Raw genomic sequence first — 22335 nt, forward strand, 5'->3', positions numbered from 1 at the left:
CAACATGACCAATGTAAAGCCATTCCCAGAGAATGGGCCGAAGGGGGATCGAATGTCATTTTCCGACCGGATTGGTCGTCTGCGCGAAGACAACGCCGCACCGCTGTATATCCAGCTCCAGCAGCTGATCCGCGATGCCATATCCGAAGGCGTGCTCAGTCAGACCGAGGCGATCCCGCCGGAACGCAACCTTGCCATCGAATACGATGTCTCGCGCATCACCGTGCGCAAGGCGATCGCCGGTCTGGTCGAGGAAGGCCTGCTGACGCGGCGGCGCGGTGCGGGAACGTTCGTGGCCTCTCGCGTGGAAAAGAGCTTTTCCAAGCTGACCTCGTTCAGCGAGGACATGGCCGCGCGCGGCAAGCGCGCGTCCAGCGCCTGGGTTTCGCGCATGACCGGCCCGGTCAATCCCGAGGAATCGATGGCGCTGGGGCTTGCCCCCGGAAGCACCGTCCTGCGCTTCACCCGCATCCGCTATGCCGACGACGAGCCGCTCGCGCTCGAAATCTCGACGATTGCGGGATATTGCCTGGCCAGCCTCGATGTCGTGGGGGACTCGCTCTATGCCGCGCTGGAAAAGAGCGGCAACCGGCCGGTCCGGGCGCTCCAGCGGTTGCGCGCGGTGCCCTTCGGCGCCGAACACGCCAAGATGCTGGGCGTGGAATCCGGCCATGCCGGCCTGCTGATCGAACGGCACGGCTTCCTGCGCGACGGGCGCACGGTGGAATTCACCCGCTCCTATTACCGCGGCGATTCCTATGACTTCGTTGCCGAGTTGATCGAGGGTTCATGAAAAGACGCGAATTGCTGCTGCGCGGCGCCTCCACCGGCGCCGTCGCGACCCTGCTGCCTGCCCTTTCGACCTCAAGCCTTGCCGCGCCCACACCGCAATTCGGACCGGGCATGCCGGACGGGCTGCCGATGCCCCCGCCTCTTGCCGGACCATCGCCGCGCCTGCCGGAAACCGACCCCTCGCGCACCCTGCTCGAACGCGGCTGGCGCTTCCACGAGGGCGAGGTGGCGATTGCCGAACCGGCCGATCACAATGCCACTTACCTCTCGGTGAAAGCCGGCAACGCGCGCGGCGCCGCGGCCCTCGCTTTCGACGATTCCGACTGGCAGGCGGTCGATCTCCCGCATGACTGGGCCATTGCACAGGACGTGCGCGAAAGTGCCAATGTCTCGCAAGGCTACCGTCCGCGCGGCATCGGCTGGTATCGCCGCCTGCTGCGGCTGGACAAGAGCCAGAAGGGCCGCCGCCTCGAACTCCATTTCGACGGCATCGCCACGCATGCCACGATCTGGGTGAACGGCAGCGAAGTGGCGCATTCCTGGTCCGGCTACAGCAGCGTGATCGTCGATCTCACGCCTTTCGCCCGCTTCGGGGACGAGTTGAACTGGATCGCCGTGCGCGTCGATGCCACCGCGCGCGAGGGCTGGTGGTACGAAGGCGCGGGGCTCTACCGCCATGTCTGGCTGGTCAGTCGCCCTGCCGTGTCGATCGAGACGGACGGCGTCTATTGCGACCCGGTCCATCAGGATGACGGCACATGGCTCGTGCCCGTCCAGGTCAGCCTGAGCAACGTCGGCGAGAACATGGCCGAGGCGGAAATATCGACGCGCCTGCTCGATCCCGACGGCCGGGAAATCCATCGCACGGGAGGCCGGATCTCGGTTCCCCCGCTCGAACAGGCCCAGGTCGTCAACAGGTTCGATCCCGGCACGGTCAAGCTCTGGTCGCCCGACAGCCCGGTGCTCTACTGTATCGAGGTGGACCTGCTGCACGACGGAGAGGTGGTCGACACCCGCCGCCAGTTCATCGGTTTCCGCACCGTGCGCTTCGATCCCGCGCGCGGGATGGTGCTCAACGGCGTGGAGACCAAGCTCAAGGGCGTCTGCATCCACCAGGACCATACCGGCGTGGGCACGGCGATCCCGGATGCGCTGGCGCTCTGGCGCTTGCAGCGGCTGAAGGCGATGGGCTGCAACGCCATCCGCATGTCGCACAATGCCCCCGCCAAGGAAGTGCTGGACTGGTGCGACCGACTGGGCTTCGTCGTCATGGGCGAGAACCGCCTGTTCAACCCCGCGCCGGACTATCTGGCACAGCTCGAATGGATGGTGCGGCGCGATCGGAACCATCCCTCGATCGTGCTCTGGTCGGTGTTCAACGAAGAACCGATGCAGGGCACCCATGCCGGCGTCGAGATGGTGCGCCGCATGCGCGCCGCCGTGCGCAAGCTGGACAGGCAGCGGCCGGTGACGGCGGCGATGAACGGCTCGTTCTACAACCCCGAGAACGTCTCCTCGGTCGTCGATGTCATGGGCTTCAATTACTACCAGGGCGACTACGACAAGTTCCACGCCCTGCACCCCGACAAGCCGATCACCAGTTCCGAAGACACCAGCGCCTATGAAACGCGCGGCGCTTTCGGGAGCATCCCGGCGCAGCAGGTCATCACCTCGTTCGACAAGGAAGCCGCCTCCTGGGGCGCCACTCACCGCGACACCTGGAAGATGATCGCCGAGCGGCCCTACGTGGCCGGCGGCTTCGTCTGGACCGGCTTCGACTACCACGGCGAGCCTACGCCTTACGCCTGGCCCACGGTCAGCAGCTTCTTCGGCATCATGGACCTTTGCGGCTTCCCCAAGACCGCCTTCGGCATCCATTCGGCCCACTGGCGCGACGATGCCCCGGTGATCTGGCTGGCCCCACACTGGACCTGGCCCGAATACGAAGCGCCGGGCCGCGAAGGGCAGACGCTGGAGGTCTTCGCGATCACCAATGCCGAAGCCATCGAACTGCGCCTAAACGGGGAAGTGATCGAGCGCGTCCCCGCGGCCGACCGCATCATGGGCCATACCTTCCAGGTGCCCTACCGCCCCGGCCGGATCGAGGCGTTGGCCCTGCGCGGCGGCAAAGTCGTGGCCCGTGCGGTCCACGAGACCACCGGCGCCCCCGTGGCGCTGCGCCTGACGCCGGCCCGACAGGCCCTGGCCAGCGACGGCGAGGATGTGCAGGCGATCACCGTGGACTGCGTCGATTCCAGGGGGCGCCACGTCCCCACCGCCAACCTGCCGGTGGATTTCACGATCTCCGGCGGGCGGATCATCGGCCTCGGCAACGGCAATCCCAACGACCATGCCAGCGAAAAGGGCAGCAAACGCGCGCTCTTCAACGGCCTGGCGCAAGTGATCGTCGAGGGTGATGCCAGCGGCCGCCGCCTGACGCTGGAGGCCAGCACCGCCGGCCTGCGTCCGGCCCGCCTCGCCCTGGCCCGCGCGCCGCGGGCGCCGCGCCCGCAAGTGCCGCCGGTGCCGGCCGAAATGCCGATCACCGACTGGCGCCGCTCGGCCAGTTTCGCGCAGAAGCCCGATCCCGCTTTCGCGCCGGTGGATGGAGACAACAATTCCTGGGACTTCGTGCGCTCCGGCATCGCCGCACCTGCCGGCAGCAGCGGCTGGCGCAGTTACCGCACCCGCTTCACGCCCTGGCGCAAAGTCGCGGGCGAAGGCGGAACGCTCCACTTCGCGCAGATCACGGGAACGGCCGAAGTCTGGCTCGACGGAAAGCTCGTCGCCCGCAAGACGGATGCCGCACCGGCAGCCCTGAGCGCGCCCCTTTCCGCCGGCACCGGCGCGCGCGCGCTGGTGGTCCTGATCGAGGCCGCGCAAGGCCCCGCGAGCGGGCTGACCGGCAGGGTCTACGTCTCCGCCTGATCCAGGCGCCGCCCTTTGATCGGCCGCCCATGGTCCCGGAACCCCCGGGGGCATGGGCGGCCGAAGCAAAGGGTCAGGCGGCGAGCCGGTCCAGATCGGCCGCCGCGAACAGCAAGTGGATCGCCGCAGCTTCCGTCGTGCCCAGGGCGCGGACACCCGCGGCGGTGAGCGCGGGCGCGTCGATGGCGGCGGTATCCACGAGTTCCACTCTCAGGCGATTGCCGTACCGAGCCGCACCGCGCAAGTTGGCCGCGCCGCCGAGAGCTTCGACCAGAACCGCCGGAAGCGGCATCTTCTGTGCGCCCTGCGCAGCCCTCGCGACGCGCGCGACTTGCGGCATGGGCGCGGGGCCCGCCGCCATGGCTTCCCGGATCTCCACCGAAACGATGTCGGCCACGGGGCCGAGGATTACCTGCAGCGCCTTGTCCGAAGGGCGGATCACTCCGCGCGCACCCAGCGCCTTGAGCCGCGCTTCGTCCACCGCGCCGTGATCGACGATGATGAGGCGGAGGCGCGTGGTGCAGGCGGAAACCTCCACCAGATTGCCGCTGCCGCCCAGCGCGGCGAGGTAGGCGCCGCCGCGCGTGTCGCCAGCCGGGTTCTCTCCGGCGGCCAGGGCCGAGGTCGGGGCCGGAGCCGCCACATCCTCGTCCTCGCGCCCGGGGGTCTTGAGGTCCAGCTTGCGGATGGCGAAAGCGAAGACGCCGTAATAGACCGCGAAATAGACCAGCCCCACCGGCAGCAGCAGCAGCGGGCGCGTCGCCTTGCCGAAGTTCAGGACATAGTCGAACAGCCCCGCCGAAAATCCGAAGCCCAGATGCATGCCAAGGGCATCGGTCAGCCACATCGAAAGGCCGGTCAGCACCGCATGGATCGCGTAAAGCACCGGGGCGAGGAACATGAAGCTGAATTCGATGGGCTCGGTAACGCCGGTCAGCAGCGAGGTCAGGGCCAGGCTGAAGAACATGCCGCCCACCGCCTTGCGCCGCTCGGGCCGCGCCGCGCGGTACATCGCCAGGCAGGCCGCGGGCAGGCCGAACATCATGACCGGGAAGAAGCCGGTCATGAAGCTGCCGGCGGTCGGATCGCCCGCGAAGAAGCGGCGGATGTCACCGTGGGCGCCGTTGTAGTCGCCAAACACGAACCAGAACAGGTTGTTGAAGACGTGATGAAGACCCGTCACCAGTAGCAGGCGGTTGATCAGGCCGAACAGGAACAGGCCCGCTCCGCCCAGGCCGGTGATGCCGTGGCTGACGCCGTCGATCCCGGTTGCGATTGGCTGGAAGCCCAGGCCGACCAGGCAGGCCAGGAGCAGGCCGGCCACGCCCGAGACGATCGGCACGAACCGGCGCCCGCCGAAGAACGCTAGGTATTCCGGCAGCTTCATGCCCGAGAAGCGGTTGTAGAAATTGCCGCCGATCAGGCCCGAGACGATGCCGATCGGCACGTCGAGCCGCCCGATGGCCTGGCTCTTGGCCGCCGCTACCGCCGCCGCGAAAGCATCCTTCGACAGCGCGGGATCGATCCCGGGCGGTACCGGCATGAGCACTTTGGCGCCTTCGGTAGCGACCAGGAAGCAGACGATGCCCGCAAGGCAGGCCGCGCCATTGCCGTCCCGCGCATAGCCGGTGGCGACGCCGATGGAGAACAACAGGCCGAGGTGCGAAAACAGCGCATCGCCCGCCGCGCTCAGCAGCGCGATGTCGAGCAGATCGGGCTGACCTAGCCGCAACAGCAGGCCCGCTACCGGCAGGACCGCGATCGGCAGCATGAGCGCACGGCCCAGCGGCTGCAATGTTTCGAGAACCCGCCTCATGCCCCCTGCTCCTTCAGAAATTCGCGTGACAATGCGCGCACCTCCCCGGCCGAGGCGCATTCCAGCGCCCGTGCTGCAAGCCCGCGGCAGTCCTCCAGGCTCAGCGCCGAAACCAGCGCCTTGATATCGGGAACTTGCGCCGGCGTGGCGGACAGTTCCCCCACGCCGAGACCCAGCAACAGCGGCACGGCCAGCGGGTCCGATGCCAGCGAGCCGCAAACGCCGGTCCAGCGGCCATGGCGCGCGCCGCCTTCGCATGTAAGGCCGATCAGGCGCAGCACCGCCGGGTGCAGACCGTCGATGGCAGAGGCCACAGCCGCATTGCCGCGGTCCATGGCCAGGGCGTATTGGGTGAGATCGTTCGTGCCGACCGAGAGGAAATCGGCCTCTCGCGCCAGGATGTCCGCCGTGGCGGCGGCGGCGGGCGTTTCCACCATGATGCCCAGCGAAACCGGCTCCACCAGTCCGAGACGGGCCGCCACGCTTTCCACCACCGCCCGCACGGCGCGCAGTTCGGAAAGGCTCGCCACCATCGGCACCATGATCCGGCATTGCCCGGCCGGACGCACCCGCAGGATCGCCTCGACCTGCGCTTCCAGCAAGTCGGGATGGGCAAGGCCGACGCGAATGCCGCGCAGGCCCAGGGCCGGGTTTTCCTCCTGCGGCATCGGCAGGAAGGGCGCGGGCTTGTCGCCGCCGATATCCAGCAGGCGCACGATCAGCGGGCGACCTTCCAGGGCATCGGCGATCGCCTGGTACGTTTCGACCTGTTCGGCGGCGCTGGGCGCGCGGGGCTGGTCCACGAACAGGAATTCGCTGCGCAGCAGACCGCATCCCTCGGCGCCGTTCGCCATGGCCTGCCGTGCATCGGCCAGCGAGCCGAGATTGGCGAAGACTTCGATGCGGTTGCCGTCTGCGGTGTGGCAGGGGCCGGTCGCTTCCAGCGCTGCGGCGCGGCGCGCGGCCTGCGCGGCGATCTGCGCACGAACGCCGTCGATCCGCGCCTGCGACGCGGCCGTCTCCAGCCGGGCAGCGACGGCATCGACCACCAGCGGCGCACCGTCCGCGATGTCGTCGAGCGCGGTACCCATGGCCACCAGCATCGGCACGCCCAGGCCGGCCGCGAGGATGGCGACATGCGAGGTCGGGCCGCCGTTGATCAGGCAGATCGCGGCGAGATGCCCGGCATCGAGCGCCATGAGCTGCGAAGGCAGCAGGTCTTCGGCCAGAAGCACCGCCTGCTCGGGAAGCGCGAAGCCCGTGGCATCGCCGCCGCTCAGCCCCGCCAACACCTGCCGTTCCAGATCGCGCATGTCGTCCACCCGCTCGGCCAGTCGGGGATCGCCGGAACGCAGCAGGAGATCGACTTGCTCGCCGATGGCAAGCCGCCAGGCCGCCCCGGCGCTCTTGCCTTGTGCCATGGCTTCATGCGCGGCGGCGAGCAGATCCTCGTCCTCCAACATGACGGCATGAGCCGCGAGGATCGAGGCCGCATGCTGCGCCGCGCCTTCGCTCTCGCGCGCGATCTTTGCGCGCAAGGCCGCCAAGGCCTGGTCCAGCGCCGCGCGTTCGGTGGCAGGATCGCCGGAGCCTGCGGATACCGCGATCTCGCCCAGGCGGTAGTGGACCGCGCGACCAACGGCCAGGCCCGGCGCGGCGACCACTCCGGCCACCGTGCCATCAGCCGCAACCTGCGTGACGCGGCGCTGCACCGGCGCTGCGGCCGCGCGCACCGGCGGCGGGGCGGCTTGCTCGCCCTCTTCCGCCAGTTCGCCCATGCCGCCAGCGATCAGGGCGGCCAAGGCGTCGAGCACTTCGGCGGCCTGCGCGCCGCGCGCGTGAAGCGAAATCCGGTCGCCCAGCGCGATCCCCAGCGCCAGGACGCCCACTGGGCTGCGCAAGCTGGCGGACCTGCCCGCGATCTCCACGCGCACGGCCGCCTCGAAGGAGGTCGCCACTTGCCGCAGACGTGCGGCCGGGCGGGCATGGATACCGTGGCGCAGCGGCACGAGCAGCTCGCGCACCAGTTCCCCGTCAGGTGTTTCGGGCTGTTCCACCGCGCCGTTCGCGGAAGCGGCCAAGCGGCGCAAGGTCATCACTGCCTCGCCCACCGCGACCGGGCCCGGCGCGCGCTTCCAGTCCAGCGCCCATTCCTCGCCCGCCAACAGGAGCACCGGCGTCATCGCGCTCGGCGCGCCGGTCACCACGGCGTCGAGATCGAAGCGCACCAGCGGGTCGCCTGCCGCCACGGCCGCATCCGCCACCACCAGCGGCGTGAAACCACGTCCGGCCATGGCCACGGTATCGACGCCGAGGTGGACCAGCACTTCCGCGCCTTCTTCGAGGCGAAGGGTCACGGCATGACCGGTCGCGGCGAGCGAGGCCACGATGCCCGCGCAAGGCGCATGAAGCATGGACCCTGTCGGATCGATGGCCACGCCATCGCCCACCATGCCCCCGGCAAAGACCGGATCGGGAATCTCATCGAGCGGCGCCAGCCAGCCTTCGAGCGGGGCAAGGATCGTGATCACGGCTTCACCGGACGGGCTGGTGCGGTCGGCGGTCATGGTATGGGCAACGGCGGCGGTCATCGGATTGGCTATTTCCCCGTGATCGGATCAGAATACCCGCTCGCCCGCGATCCAGGTCGCCTGCGGCGCCATGGCGCGGTCGAGTTGGACGAAGTCGGCGGTGCGTCCGGCGGCAATCGTGCCTCTTTCCCCGGCGATGCCCAGGAATTCGGCCGGTTGCACGGTGGCCATGTCGACCGCCTGCGCCACCGAGAGGCCCGCCATGTCCACGGCATTGCGCACCGCGCCGGCCATATCCAGCGAGGCCCCCGCCAGCGTGCCGTCGGCGCCCACGCAGCGCCCATCCGCCACGGTGATCTCGCGGCCGTCGAGCGTGAAACGCTCACGGTCCGAACCCACGCAGGGCATGGCGTCGGTGACCAGCACGAAACGGTCGAGCGGGCGGCTCGCCAATGCGATGCGCATGACGGCGGGATGGACATGGTAGCCGTCGGCGATCAGCCCGCACCAGGCCGAGCGGTTCTCCAGCGCCGCGCCGACCATGCCGGGATTGCGATGGTGCAGCGCCGACATGGCATTGAACAAGTGCGTCACGCCCGTCACGCCCATGCCGAAGGCCGCGCGCGCGGTCTCGTAATCGGCGTCGGAGTGACCCATCGCCAGCACGACTCCCGCCGCGATCAGCGCCCTGGCCTGATCGGCGTGGAGATATTCCGGCGCGATGGTGAAGAGCACGCGGCCCGCGCGGGGCCTGATGAGCAGGTCGACCATGGCGTCGTCCAGCTTGCGCAAGTTGCCCTCGGAATGGATGCCGCGCCGCTTCGCGTTGAGCACCGGCCCTTCGACGTGGATGCCGATGCAGCCGGGAACCCCCGCCGCAATGGCCTCGTCGGTGGCGTCGAGACCTCTCGCAATCACGTCGGGCGTGGCGCTGATGAGGGTGGGCAGCATCGCCGTCGTGCCGAACCGCGCGTGGGCGGCGGCGATCGCGGCGATACCTTCCGGGGTCGGCGCGTCGTTGAGCAGCACCCCGCCGCCGCCGTTGACCTGAACGTCGATGAAGCCCGGCAGCAGCCAGCCGCCGGCGAGATCGATGACTTCGTCGGCCTCGTCGGGCGCGTGCCCCGCCGCGACCGCGGCGATGCGCCCCTGCTCCACGGTCACGATCGCATCCCGCGACCATGCGCGGCCCAGGTAGACGTTGCCGTTGGCGAAGGCGATCTTCATCAGAGTGTCTCGGTGACCTTGCGCAAGTGGGCTGGATTGTCCGGGTCGAGCCCGCGTGCAAGCGAAACCGCGTTCACTTGCGGATAGAAGGCCTGGATCATCAGCAACGGCTCCAGCGCCGCATGGCCCGCAAGCGCGGCCAGCGTGCTCTCGCCAGAGGGCTGCGCGGCGTCGAGCAGAGTGACTTGCGCGCCGCGCCCCGCGAATTCACGGGCAGCCTCGCGCACGCTTTCGCCGCTGGCGTCCGACGTGGCGAAGGCGATGATGGGGAAGCCCGCATCGATGATCGTCATCGGGCCGTGGCGCACTTCAGCAGCGCTATAGGCCTCGGCGTGAAGCGCGCAGGTTTCCTTGAGCTTGAGCGCCCCTTCCTGCGCCACGGCAAAACCGTATCCGCGCGCGATCACGAAGAGATTGCTCGCACCGGAAAGCCCTTCCACCAGATCGAAGGGTGCCGTGCGAGCAGCGATTTCCAGCCCCGCGGGCAGCCGTTCGAGCGCCGTGCCGAGCGCGGCATCACCCGTCCACTGCGCTGTCAGCGCCGCCACCCCGGCCAGCGAGGCGATGAACGACTTGGTCGCGGCCACCGATTTTTCCGGGCCGGCGTGAAGCGGCAGCACCCAGTGCGCAAGGTCGGCCAGCGGCGCGGAAGCGTCATTGACGAGCGCGACCACCCGCGCCCCGGCACGGCGATGCGCCTCCACAGCGGCCAGCAGATCGGGGCTGCGGCCGCTTTGCGAGATCGCCAGGACGAGAACCCGCCCCGGCTGCATCTCCGCGCCGAACACGGAAGACACGCTGAGCGCGGAAGAGGAAACCGGGATGCCGGCCAGCGTCTCGATCAGGTACTTCGCATAAGTCGCGGCATTGTCAGACGAACCCCGCGCGCAAGTGACCACCACAGAGGGCGGATTGGCGCGCAGATCCTCTGCCAGGGCGGCAAGAGCGGCGCGGTTGTTTTCCAGGAAACGGCGGACGGCCTCTGCAGCCTCGGCCGCTTCCCGGGCCATGAGGGAGGTCGAAGGGCTTGCGGTGTCAGTCAGCATCTTTGGGGGACTCTCCTGCGCATCGTCGCCGGCTGAAGTCGAGCCGGAAGCGACGGCCTACCAATCTGGTATAAGTTCTATATTGGTATTCCCGAAGTCCGATCGATGCGCAAACTGTTTTGCACCGGCTCCGCCCGTTTTCTTCACGTCTCCCAGTAGAGCGCGGGTTTTCCAGCCCCGCTCACCCCCATCACGTCCGTTCGATAGCGCGTTTCAACCGGGCCACTTGCGCAGGACTGGTCACCGCCCTTGGCCCCTTCTGGAAGCCCAGTTCCTCCAGCCGCGCACCGCCCGAACCTGCCTCTCCCGGCGTGCGGCAAGAGGCGTGAAACTCCGCGATTCCAGCCGAGCGAAGCGCGGGAACGGCTTCCGGGGACACCCCCGCGCCGGCCAGGATGACGATCCGGCCGGCCGCCAGTTCCTGCAGGTGCGCCAGCATGGTCACGCCGTCGGGCGCCCGGACAGCCCCGCCCGAAGTCAGGATCCGATCGAAGCCCAGGGCCACGGCCTGCTCCAGACCCGCCTCCATATCATCCAGCAGATCAAAGACCCGGTGCAGGGTCAGGGAAAGCCGAGCCCCGCGCGCGCTGCCGGCGCGCCGTACATGGTCGATCCACGCGCCCAGAACCGCAAGGTCCAGACCCTGCGCCGACCCGGCGCCGATCACGACGCCGGCCAGCCCGGCTTGCGCCGCCAGATCAATATCGCCAATCACCTGACCGACTTCCCGCGCATCATAGACGAAGTCGCCCTCACGCGGGCGGCAGAGCATGTGGACCGGGATCGGCGCGGCCGCTGCAAGGTGGACCAGCGATTGCGCAGGCGTCAGACCGCCCAGGGCGAGCCCGCTGCAAAGCTCGATGCGGTCTCCCCCGCCGGCAACCGCCGCGGCAATGCCCGCGGCATCTTCGACACAGACTTCAAGCACTTCGCCGCTTCCTCATGACGCTACGCCCCGCGATTTTCTCCGGGGCGATTCGGTTGTCGACGAATTGGACATAGTTTGGCCTTTCGCACTACCCCATCCCGCGTCGACTGCCTGAGCGCTTCACCGCTTGGGCAACAGCGCCACCAGCGCTTGCCACGCATTTCCGCGGTTTAACGCGCCACGGCCACCATTGCCCGATGACGAGAAAATTTCCGATAGACATCAGGATCTATTTTGGTGACATTCAACCATGACATTGGAATGATATTGGCATTGTCACAGGAAATAATCGGCGCGCATTCCTCACAAAACAGATGCTGAAGCGCGCGGACAGGTTCGGGCCATGAGGGAAACAATGATGAAATTCGCACGCGCGACTTTGCTGGCCACCGGCGCCACCGTGGCATTCGCCGCCCCTGCGTTTGCCCAGGACGGCCAGCAGCCGGCAGCACCGGAAGACGCGGGCGCCATCGTCGTCACCGGCATCCGCGACGCGCTGACCAATGCCATCAACGTGAAACGCAATGCCGATGCGGTCGTGGATGTCATCACCGCCGAAGGCATCGGCAAGTTTCCCGACCGCAACGTCGCGGAATCGCTGTCGCACATTCCCGGCGTCAGCGTCGACCGGCAGTTCGGCATCGGCGAGCGCGTCTCGATCCAGGGCACCGATCCCGCGCTCAACCGCGTCCTGATCGACGGCCATTCCATCGCTTCGGCCGACTGGGGCGGCAATGCCGGCGATGTGACCGGACGCACGTTCAACTATTCCCTGCTCGCGCCGGAAATCGTCTCGCAGATCGAGGTGTTCAAGTCGCCCGAACCGCGCATCGACGACGGCTCGCTGGGCGGCACCGTGATCGTGCGCACCCGCAAGCCGCTGGACCTCGACAAGAACACCATCAACGGCTCGATCGGCTTCGGCTACAACGACCGCTCCGAAATCGGTAATCCGCGCGGCTCGCTGCTCTATAGCTGGAAGAACGACAGCGCGACCTTCGGCATTCTCGTCGCCGGGACTTACGACAAGGACTCGCTGGCCCGCGCGGGCGTCGAATACTTCGGCTACAACAGCGGTTCCGACTTCACCTCGACCGATGCGGCCGGGAACGTCACGCTCAACAATCCCGATGCCGTGCTGACCGGCGGCACGGCGGCGGACCTTGCCGCTGCGCGCTATCCCTATGGCATCAACCATGCCTACTTCAAGCAGACGCGCGAGCGCATCGGCGGCCAGTTCGCCGTGCAGTGGGCGCCGAGCGACCGCCTCGAATTCGACCTGACCGGCCTTCACATCGAAGGCACCTACAACAACTTCAGCCAGTCTCAGTACGTCGTACCCACCTGGGCCGCCGGGGCGCTGCAATCGGCGACGATCTCGAACGGCCTCGTCACTAACGCCTCCTTCGGCGCGACCGACCTGCCCTCCACCAGTTCGCAGCTGGACATGAACTACCGCAAGACCAAAGTGCGGACGGACAGCTACAACCTCGCCTCCACCTGGAAGGCGAACGACAGCCTGACTCTTTCCGGCAATGTGGGCTGGACCAAGGCCACGGGCGGCACCGATCCCGAATACCTGATGAACCTCCAGTCCAACATGCCCTTCAGCTACAGCTACGGGCAGAACCAGACTGCAGTGACGTATTCCACCGCGCCCACCGATCCGACGGCCTTCTTCCGCTCGGACCTGCGGCCTGTCACCCTGCCCGATGGCAGCACGGTGCAAGCCTACCAGATCGGCGGCATCGCCACGTCCCGCCAGCGCGACAAGGAAACCTACGGTCAGCTTGACGCCAAGTGGGACGTCGAGGACGGCTTCTTCAAGTCCGTGCGCATGGGCGTGAAGGCATCCGACCACGTCAACAGCCTGAGGGCCACCGGCTCCCAGGTCTATCTGACCGATCCGATCAGCCTGGCGGACTACGACTACACGCTCACGCCCTCGGGCCTGTTCAAGGGCCTGGGCTCGGGCGGCAACGCCAACCAGTTCGCCACCTTGCGCAGCGGAGATGTGATCGACACGCTGGAAAACGGCCTCTACGTCGACACCGGCCTTGACGAGGGCACTTCGTTCAAGGTGCACGAGAAGTCGGCCGCCGCTTACGTCCAGCTGGACTTCGAGACCGGGCCGATACGCGGCAACCTGGGCTACCGCGCGGTCTATACCCAGGACGTCTCGGACTATTACCTCTACACCGCGGAGAGCGACAGCTATTCGCCGGCCCGTGCGAAGAACGACTATCTCAAGGGCCTGCCCAGCATCAACGTGAGCTGGGACGTCAACGACCAGATCAAGGTCCGCGGCTCGATCGCCAAGGTCATCGCCCGTCCCCGCTACGGCCAGCTCGCCGGCGCCTTCAGCCGCAACGACACGCAGCTGACGGCCAGCGGCGGCAACACCGACCTCAAGCCTTATGCCTCGACGAACTACGAGCTTTCGGCCGAATGGTACTTCGGCCACAGCGCGCTGCTTTCGGCCGAGTATTTCCGCCGCGAGATCTCATCCTACATCGTCACCACCACCAGCCAGCAGGTGCTGTTCAACAACCTGACCCAGCAGAACGAGACCTATATCGTCTCCAGCCCGGTCAACGCCTCGAACGCCACCGTCAACGGCGTGTCGCTGGGCTTCCAGACCCCGATCTGGGGCGGCTTCGGCATCCTGACCAACTACACCTTCGCCGATGCCAAGGGCGGCACGGGCGAAAACGGCGCGGTGCTGAACCTGCCCTATCTCTCGAAGCACACGATCAACGTGATCCCCTACTTCGAGAAGGGCCCGTTCCAGGCCCGGGTCAGCTGGAACTGGCGCAGCCACTACTTCACCGGCATCGGCCGCCTGGACTCGGTGGATTCGACCGACGGCTATCACCAGCTGGACGCATCGATCTCCTACAAGATCAACGACCACTTCACGGTCCAGGCCAACGCGCAGAACCTGCTCGATTCGACATATTATTCCTACAGTGGCAGCAAGAGCGCGCCGACGGCCTTCTACAAGAACGGGCGCGTCTTCGCCGCGACCGCCCAGTTCAGCTTCTAAGTCCCGTGCAAAAGCGTGCAGGTCCCTCTCCTCCTCCTTGAGACCTGCAGGCACACGGGCCGGCGCCTGTCCACGGGCTTGACCCGGCGGACAGGCGCCGCCCTTTTCGGGTCGTAACGGCCTTTGAAAGTTGAATGGATGCCTGAATGACCGCGCTTTCCCGCCGCCGCCTGATGTCCGGATCCTGCCGCCTCGCGCTGCTGGCCGCCGCCGTTCCCGCCGCCCCGACGCGGCTTCTGGCCGCCGAGGCGGAGCCGGCCGCGAAAGCCGATCCCTTCATCGGCACCGGCGGTGATGGTCATACTTTCCCCGGCGCCACCCTGCCTTTCGGCATGGTGCAGTTGAGCCCGGATACCGATACCGCGCGCTGGGACACCTGCTCGGGCTATCATCACGGCGACGCCTCGCTGCTGGGCTTTTCGCATACCCATCTGTCCGGCACCGGCATCGGCGACATGCTGGACGTGCTCGTCATGCCCTGCCGCGGCGAAGTGCGCCTCCGGCCGGGACCGCTCGACAGCCCGGACGAAGGCTATCGCCTGCGCTACAGCGACGAGGCGGCGGAGCCCGGCTATTACCGAGTACAGCTGGAAAACGGCGTCGCCAGCGAACTGACCGCAACGCTGCGCACCGGCATCCAGCGCCATGTCTATCCCGCCGATGGCAGCGGCGGGCATCTGCTGATCGATCTCTCGCACCTCGTGCTGGATTCCTCGGACAAGCATCCGCTGATCGACGATGCGGAACTCGCCCTGAATGCGGACGGCACGCTCACCGGGCAGCGGCGGGTGTTCCGCTGGGCCAAGGGGCGGCGCATTCACTTCGCCATGCAGTTCTCGCGCCCGCCGAGCCGCATCGATTTCTTCGGCGACGACGATGCCCCGCAAGCCGCGGGCAGCGCGCAAGTGAAGGGCCGGCGCCTGAAGGCCGCGGTCCATTTCGACGATGCCGGCAGCGCGCCCATCGTCGTGCGCACGGCCGTCTCGGCCGTGGATGTCGCGGGCGCCCGCGCGAACCTGGCGGCGGAAGCGACGCACTTCGACTTCGACCTCTATCGCCAGGCCGCTGCCCGCGCCTGGGCCAGCGAACTGTCCCATGTCTCGGTGACGGGCGGCAGCGCGGAACAGCGCACGATCATGGCCACCGCGCTCTATCACGCCGCCATCGGACCTACCCTGTTCTCGGACGTGGACGGCCGGACCATGGGGCTTGACCGCAAGGTGCACCAGTTGGCGCCCGGCGAGACGGCCTATAGCGCCTATTCGCTATGGGACACCTATCGCGCCTTCCATCCCTTGCAGACCTTGCTGCGCCCGGCGCGAGTCGGGGAATTCGTGGCCGACCTCGTTCGCCAGACGCAGCAGAGCCCCTATGGCCCGCCCGTCTGGCCGCTCCAGGGCGTGGAGACCGGCTGCATGATGGGCTGGCATGCGGTGCCGGTACTGGCCGAAGCCATGGCCAAGGGCATTCCCGGAGACTACGCCGCCGCCTGGCCGAACATCCGCCGCCGTTCGTTCGACTTCACCATGCCCGTGCTCGACAATGCGCGCGGCATCCCGGACTACGACGCCAAGGGTTATGTCCCGGCGGACAAGGTGTTCGAGAGCGTGAGCCGCACGCTCGAATATGCCTATGACGACTATGCCGCCGCCCGGATCGCCCGGGCAGCAGGCGCCGCGGACGACGCCGCACGGCTGAAGGCGCGCTCCGGCAACTGGAAGAACGTGTTCGACACCGCCACCGGCTTCGCCCGGCCCCGGCTGGACAACGGCGCCTGGACCGAGCCTTACGATCCGGTGGAACTCGGCCATTCGGACAAGTGGCGCGACTTCACCGAAAGCAACGGCTGGCAGGCGACCTTCCTCAACCAGCACGACGTCCACGGCCTTGCCGAGGCGATGGGCGGTCCGGCCGGGCTGGAGGCCAAGCTCGATGCCTTCTTCAACGCGCCTTCCACGCTCCCCAGGAACGCACCACCGGACATCAGCGGCATGGTCGGCCAATATGCCCATGGCAACGAACCCTCGCACCACGTCGCCTACCTCTATGCCTGGACGGGCGCGCACTGGAAGACGCAGGCCATGGTTCGCCGCCTGCTCGCGCTCATGTACCGAGCCCGACCGGCAGGCGTGATCGGCAACGACGATTGCGGGCAGATGAGCGCGTGGTACGTGCTTTCGGCGCTGGGGTTCTATCCGGTCGATCCCGTCAGCGGCGTCTATATCTTCGGCAGCCCGCTGTTCGAGGAAGCGCGCGTCAGGCTGGGCAACGGCCGCGAGCTGATCGTGAGCGCACCGGGCAACCGCTCGGACCGGCCCTATTACGCCCGAGTGGAATGGAACGGCAAGTCGCTGGACCGCTGCTGGATCCGCCACGAGGAGTTGATGAAGGGTGGCCGCCTGACATTCCACATGCAGAACGTGCCCGAGCTTTCGTTCGGACAGCGCCTGCAGAGCCGTCCTCCCCGCCAGGAATGATGGCCCTCCGGGACTGAGGGCCGCCTGCACTTTGCCCCCTCATTGCCGCCGCCGGACTGGATCCCGGCGGCGGCTCGGGCGCGCGTTTCCATGCAGGTGGCAGCACGCAAGGTGTTTCGGAAAAAAGGAAAACTTAACCGCGCGGAGCAGGCGATGGCTCGGCGCGGCGCTTCGCGTTCTGGCGTTTGCGTGAGACCAATTAGCGACATATTTCGCCAAATTACGGAAAAATATAATGCCAATTTGATTTTTGGAATTGAATTTATTTAATACCTATGACAGCTCTGTTGCAGGACAGGCTTTGGGAAGGGCCTGCCGGTTTCAGCCGCCGAAAAGGGAAGCGGCGGTATTGGCTGAGGAACTGGGCATGGGAATCTCGCGTCGCGATACCTTGGGCATGGCCCTGGCCGGAGCCGCCGTGGCTGGAACGGCGCGCGCGGCCGCACCGTCGAACGAAAGCCACAGCCCGGCCCTCGTGGTTTCCACATGGGACTTCGGCGCCGCGGCGAATGCGGCCGCCTATGGCCGCTGGAAGGCCGGCGGAACGCTGATCGACGCGGTCGAGGCCGGCGCGCAAGTGCCGGAGGCGGACCTTTCCAACCACTCCGTGGGCATGGGCGGCTATCCGGACCGGGACGGCCATGTCACGCTGGACGCCATCATCATGGACGATCGCGGCCACGCCGGCGCCGTCGCCGCGCTGGAAGGTTACGTCCACGCCATTTCGGTCGCCCGGCGCGTGATGGAGCGTACGCCGCACACGATGCTGGTGGGGGAAGGCGCCGCGCAATTCGCGCGCGAACAGGGCTTCGCGGCACAGAACCTGCTGACTCCCGAGGCGGAAGCCGCCTGGAAGGAATGGCTCAGGACGGCCGAATACAAACCCGTCGCCAATATCGAGAACCAGCGCGGTTCCAAGCTGGACCATGACACGATTGGTATTCTCGCGCGCAGCCCGGAGGGACGGCTGGCGGGCGCCTGCACGACCTCCGGCATGGCCTACAAGCTGCGCGGCCGGGTCGGCGATTCCCCGCAATCGGGCTGCGGACTGCTGGTGGAGCCGGGTGTCGGCGCCGCCACGGCCACGGGCGTGGGCGAGGAAGTGACGCGCATCGCGGGGGCGGCCCGCGTGGTCGGCTCGATGCGGATGGGCATGTCGGCGATGGCCGCATGCCGCGAAGCCGTCGAACATATCGTCAAGCTGCGCGGAGACGCCGTGAAGGACGCCCAGGTCGCATTCCTGGCGATCGACAAGGACGGCCGCGTCGGCGCTTTCGCCATCCAGCCCGGATTCACTTTCGCGGTGACGGACGTCGCCGGTCGCACGGCCGTCCACCCGTCGGACAGCCTGCGCCGCGCCTGACCGCGCCGACCTGGAATCGATCGATAACGCAAGAGGAAATGCCGGCAACGACCGGGCACCAACAAATCCGGTCGATAACGACCGGGACCGACAAGTCCGGTCGATAACGACCGGGGACCGACAAGTCCGGTCGATAACGACCGGGGACCGACAAGTCCGGTCGATAACGACCGGCTGGCGCCAAGGCCGACCTGCACACGGCGGCCCATCACTTCAGGGAAAAAGGGTTCTCGAATGAGGAAGATCACCAGGATACTCTTGGCCACCACCTGCATGGCCGGTCTGGCCACGCCGGCCATGGCGCAGGATGCGGCACCGGCCGAGGCAGCCGATAGCGCGGGCAGTTCGGCAGGCTCGATCGTCGTCACGGGTTCGCGCATCAACCGCCCGAACTCCACGGCCGCCGCGCCGATCACTTCCGTCACCAACGACGCGATCCGCGCCCAGGCCGCCGTCAACATCGAGGAAGTGCTCAACCGCATTCCGCAGATCGCACCGGACAGCCAGCAGAACTATTCGGATTCCGATGGCCGCCAGCGCATCAAGCTGCGCAACCTCGGCTTCGAACGCACCCTGACCCTGATCGACGGCAAGCGCGTGGGCACCATGAACGGCGTGGACGCCAACATGATCCCGACCTCGCTGATCAAGCGCGTCGACGTGCTGACCGGCGGTGCTTCCGCCGTCTACGGTTCGGATGCGGTCGCCGGCGTCGTCAACTTCATCATGGATGACGATTTCGAAGGCATCCAGCTCAACGGCAACTACAACTTCTACCTGCACAAGAACAAGCGCACGCTGATTTCGGACGTCGCCAGCCAGTACGGCTTCGACCAGCCGGCGCGCGGCAACGCGATCGACGGCGGCCGTTCCGATATCTCGCTGACGGTCGGCAAGAAGCTGTTCGACGGCCGCTTCCACATCAGCGGCTACGTCAACTATCGCGAAGCGGCGCTGGTGCCGTTCACCGCGCGCGAGACGGCAGGTTGCGAACTCATTCAGACCGGCAAGGACGGCCCGCTGGGGTGCACGACCTCGACGTATACGCCCTACGGCTACATTTCGCCCCGTTCGGGCGCCGCCAACGGCCAACAGTTCGTCAACAATCCGGACGGCTCAGGCACTCTCCTGCCTTATGGCGACGCCTATGCCGCGAATCCCTATGACGGTTATTCCTTCCAGCGCGCCAACAAGCGCTGGAATGCGGGCGGCTTCACGTCCTTCGAACTGTCCGACGCCGCCGAACTCTACGGCAGCGTCATGTGGTTCCGCGACAGCTCGTCCAATCCCTATCCGGCGCGCGTGCTGAATTCCGAGACTTATGGCGAAGGCACGACATACTTCGTCAACTGCAACAATCCGCTGATGTCGGCCTCGCAGGCGCAAACCATCTGTGGTGCCGATGCAGGCACGGGTACGCTCGCCCCGCTCGACGTGCGCTATCGCTTCAACAATGCGCGCCCGGTCTCCGATTCCTACCTCAACCTGGGCCTGCGCGCGACCGCCGGCGTGCGCGGCCAGTTCGCACAGGGCTGGAGCTACGACGTGGGCGGCGTCTACGCCCGCAACCGCATGGACACCACCTGGGGCCGCCCCAACTACGACCGTGTCAACAACGCCCTCAATGTCGTCAGCGTCAACGGTCAGCTGCAGTGCGCCGCCGGCTCGGCCGATGGCTGCCTTCCCTTCGACGCCTTCAGCGCCAACTCGGCCACCAACGGCCAGGCCCTGTTGGACTACCTGACCGAGTTCGGCACCAGCACCACGATCAACACCCTCTATAACGCGGTTGCCACCGTACAGGGCGACCTGGGCACTTACGGCATCCAGTCGCCCTGGGCCGATCAGGGCGTGGCGATCGCGATCGGCGCCGAATTCCGCGAGGACAAGCTGAAGAGCTACGCCGACGACGTCTGGCGCAAGAACTGGGGCGGATCGAACAGCAACCTTTCCCAGAATGCCTGGGAAGGCAACGTCGAAGTTCAGGTTCCGATCGTAGAGCACAAGCCCTTCGCCGAACTCCTCCAGTTCAACGGCGCGTTCCGTCTGTCGAAGTACAGCTCCAACCCGGACACCTTCTCCACCTGGAAGGCCGAAGCGATCTGGTCGCCGATTTCGGACATCACCTTCCGCGGCTCGATCAACAAGGCCCAGCGCGCGCCGACCGTGGTGGAAGCCTACCAGGGCTCCAACATCAGCTACGACCGGATCACGCCGACCTACAACGATATCTGCGCGCCGACGGTCACTTACACCACCGGCGCCAACGGCCAGCAGGTACCCGTCTACGGCGCCCCGGCCGCCTCGCGCGAAGTCTGCGCCGCCACCGGTCTGGCGGACAGCCTCTACGGCAGCCCGACCCTGGTCTGCCCGACCGACGTCGGCTGCACCGTTCGCTCGGGCGGCTACACGGTCAACCCGGAAACGGCCTACACCAAGACCTTCGGCGTCGTGCTCAAGCCCTCGTTCGTGCCCGGCCTGGTCGTCTCGGTCGATCGCTTCCTGATCGATCTCGACGATTCCATCGGCTACAACAACTACGACTACTTCTCGAACGGCTGCCTCCAGACCGGCAGCGAGTTCTTCTGCTCGATGTTCGTGCGCAATGCCGACGGCACGCTGTCCAGCAACCCCAGCACCAACCCGACCAGCGGCTACATTCGCGGCGGCACGACCAACTACTACAAGAGCAAGTCGCACGGCTGGGACTTCCAGGGCCAGTATTCCACGGGTCTCGGCAAGTACGGCACGCTGGCGCTGGACTTCGCTGGCTCGCTGACCACTTTGGCCGGCGGCCAGGACTCACCGATCCTGCCGAAGTACAACTGCGCCGGATATTACGGCGGCACTTGCGGCCAGCTGATCCCCAAGTGGACGCATTCGCTGCGCGCCACGTACACGACCGAGGATCGCTTCTTCAACGCCTCGTTCAACTGGCGCTATGTCGGTCCGCTGACCAACGTCAGCAACTCGAACGATCCGGCACTGGGTGGGAATGCCGACACCGAGCGTGAGACGTTCTACCGCATCGGCGCGCAGAACTACTTCGACCTGGCGCTGACGTTCCGCGTGAACGAGGCGTTCTCGCTCCGCATGTCGGCGAACAACATCTTCGACAAGCTGCCGCCGCTGCTGCCGAACTCCTACGGCTACGGCCTGTCGCGCAGCAACACGCTGTCGGCACGCTATGACTCGCTGGGCCGCCAGCTCGCGATCGGCGCCACGGTCAACTTCTGACCGGCAAGACGCAGGAACGAACCGGAGCCCGCCGCCGCGGGTTCCGGTTTTCCCCCGCGCTGCATCGAAGCAGGAAGCATCATGAGGAAGCGTCATGACAGGCGATAAAGCCACCACGGCCCCGCCGCACCCTTCGCCGCATGGGAAGGACCCGGTTTCGGCCGGGAATCCGGAGCCGGTATCGCCGGTGCAGGACGAGCAGCAGGGCACTGCGGATGCTCCGCCCGCAAGGCGCAAGACACTCCAGGCGGTAGCCGGCTTCGATCCCGACTTCTGACCGCGCAAAGCCCGCCCGGCCTGCCCGCTCAGGGATAACGGTAAAGCACCGGTTCGTGCTCGCCCGCCTCGACGCAGTCACCCACGATCGCCACCCGTGCCCCGGAGGCCCGCGCAGCAGCGACGCCGGCGGGAGAATCCTCGAAGACCAGGCACGCTTCGATGGGAACGCCCAACAGGTCCGCACCCTTGAGGAAGCCTTCCGGATCGGGCTTGCCGCAAGTCACGTCTTCTGCCGCCACCATGATCTGCGGCAAAGGCACGCCCACGGCCTCAAGCCGTTTCACCGCCAGTGCGCGCGGTGCCGATGTGACGATGGCCCAGGATCCGGGCGCAAGCCGCTTCACGAAATCCGCGATCCCCGCGATCGCCACCACGCCGTCGAGATCGGCGATCTCCGCCGCTTCGATGCCTTTCAGTTCGGCTGCCAGATCGAGGCCGCTGCCGCCGAAGCGCCGGATCAGGTCCTTGCCCTGCAGTGGCAAACCGCCAGCAACGGCTGGGGATCGATGCCGTGCCGCTGGGCCCACGCGGTCCAGACCCGTTCGACGACCCGCGATGAATCGACCATGGTGCCGTCCATGTCGAACAGGAAGGCGGCGAAATCACGGTTCTGGAACTGAGGCATGACCCCAGCCTATTGCCCTGCGGCGCGAATGGAAAGGCGG

Annotated in this window: 15 protein-coding genes; 8 read left to right on the top strand and 7 right to left on the bottom strand. The window is 67.0% G+C overall.

Features of this window, described 5'->3' with window-relative positions; genetic code table 11:
* The first annotated feature begins 52 nt into the window (after positions 1–52).
* Positions 53–793 carry a GntR family transcriptional regulator gene (locus ACZ1J6_RS07265; RefSeq protein WP_132267313.1) on the top strand — a complete coding sequence of 247 codons (741 nt, stop codon included), beginning with the start codon at positions 53–55 and terminating at the stop codon, positions 791–793.
* Positions 790–3720, top strand: a complete 2931-nt coding sequence (gene galA, locus ACZ1J6_RS07270; RefSeq protein ID WP_465127219.1) for a beta-galactosidase GalA — start codon at positions 790–792, stop codon at positions 3718–3720. Before ACZ1J6_RS07265 ends, galA begins: the two co-directional genes overlap by 4 nt.
* Positions 3721–3793: 73 nt before the next feature.
* Here galA and nagE read toward each other — a convergent pair whose 3' ends face one another.
* From nagE to ACZ1J6_RS07295, 5 genes are all read right to left on the bottom strand, one after another.
* On the bottom strand, positions 3794–5536 hold the full coding sequence (gene nagE, locus ACZ1J6_RS07275; RefSeq protein ID WP_132267317.1) for an N-acetylglucosamine-specific PTS transporter subunit IIBC: 1743 nt from the start codon (positions 5534–5536) through the stop codon (positions 3794–3796).
* Positions 5533–8127, bottom strand: coding sequence for a phosphoenolpyruvate--protein phosphotransferase (gene ptsP, locus ACZ1J6_RS07280; protein WP_465127220.1), 2595 nt, complete (start codon positions 8125–8127; stop codon positions 5533–5535). Before ptsP ends, nagE begins: the two co-directional genes overlap by 4 nt.
* 27 nt (positions 8128–8154) lie before the next feature.
* A complete protein-coding gene (gene nagA / locus ACZ1J6_RS07285; RefSeq protein WP_465127441.1) occupies positions 8155–9297 on the bottom strand; it encodes an N-acetylglucosamine-6-phosphate deacetylase in 1143 nt (380 codons plus the stop codon).
* A complete protein-coding gene (locus ACZ1J6_RS07290; protein WP_132267323.1) occupies positions 9294–10340 on the bottom strand; it encodes an SIS domain-containing protein in 1047 nt (348 codons plus the stop codon). Before ACZ1J6_RS07290 ends, nagA begins: the two co-directional genes overlap by 4 nt.
* 190 nt (positions 10341–10530) lie before the next feature.
* Entirely contained in the window at positions 10531–11268 is a 738-nt protein-coding gene (locus tag ACZ1J6_RS07295) for a copper homeostasis protein CutC (RefSeq protein ID WP_465127221.1), read from the bottom strand.
* A 358-nt stretch (positions 11269–11626) separates the two neighbouring features.
* On the opposite strand from ACZ1J6_RS07295, the gene ACZ1J6_RS07300 reads away from it, so the two are divergent.
* From ACZ1J6_RS07300 to ACZ1J6_RS07325, 6 genes are all read left to right on the top strand, one after another.
* The gene (locus tag ACZ1J6_RS07300; protein WP_132267327.1) at positions 11627–14314 is read left to right on the top strand and encodes a TonB-dependent receptor; all 2688 of its coding nucleotides are present in this window, start codon (positions 11627–11629) and stop codon (positions 14312–14314) included.
* A gap of 146 nt (positions 14315–14460) precedes the next feature.
* On the top strand, positions 14461–16791 hold the full coding sequence (locus tag ACZ1J6_RS07305) for a GH92 family glycosyl hydrolase (protein ID WP_465127222.1): 2331 nt from the start codon (positions 14461–14463) through the stop codon (positions 16789–16791).
* Between the two features lie 90 nt (positions 16792–16881).
* Positions 16882–17061 carry a hypothetical protein gene (locus ACZ1J6_RS07310; protein ID WP_132267331.1) on the top strand — a complete coding sequence of 60 codons (180 nt, stop codon included), beginning with the start codon at positions 16882–16884 and terminating at the stop codon, positions 17059–17061.
* A 97-nt stretch (positions 17062–17158) separates the two neighbouring features.
* Positions 17159–18154, top strand: coding sequence for a N(4)-(beta-N-acetylglucosaminyl)-L-asparaginase (locus ACZ1J6_RS07315; protein ID WP_132267333.1), 996 nt, complete (start codon positions 17159–17161; stop codon positions 18152–18154).
* Positions 18155–18388: 234 nt separating this feature from the next.
* Positions 18389–21391 carry a TonB-dependent receptor domain-containing protein gene (locus ACZ1J6_RS07320; RefSeq protein WP_431568960.1) on the top strand — a complete coding sequence of 1001 codons (3003 nt, stop codon included), beginning with the start codon at positions 18389–18391 and terminating at the stop codon, positions 21389–21391.
* Positions 21392–21485: 94 nt separating this feature from the next.
* Positions 21486–21668, top strand: coding sequence for a hypothetical protein (locus ACZ1J6_RS07325; RefSeq protein ID WP_132267334.1), 183 nt, complete (start codon positions 21486–21488; stop codon positions 21666–21668).
* 28 nt (positions 21669–21696) lie between these two features.
* On the opposite strand, the gene ACZ1J6_RS07330 is transcribed toward ACZ1J6_RS07325, so the two are convergent.
* Both ACZ1J6_RS07330 and ACZ1J6_RS07335 read right to left on the bottom strand, forming a co-directional pair.
* Complete coding sequence (locus ACZ1J6_RS07330) at positions 21697–22152, bottom strand: HAD-IA family hydrolase (RefSeq protein WP_165921447.1); 456 nt, start codon at positions 22150–22152, stop codon at positions 21697–21699.
* Positions 22128–22295, bottom strand: coding sequence for a hypothetical protein (locus ACZ1J6_RS07335; RefSeq protein ID WP_431568959.1), 168 nt, complete (start codon positions 22293–22295; stop codon positions 22128–22130). Before ACZ1J6_RS07335 ends, ACZ1J6_RS07330 begins: the two co-directional genes overlap by 25 nt.
* Between the last annotated feature and the right edge of the window lie 40 nt (positions 22296–22335).

This window comes from Novosphingobium sp. BL-S-21 (assembly GCF_055521655.1).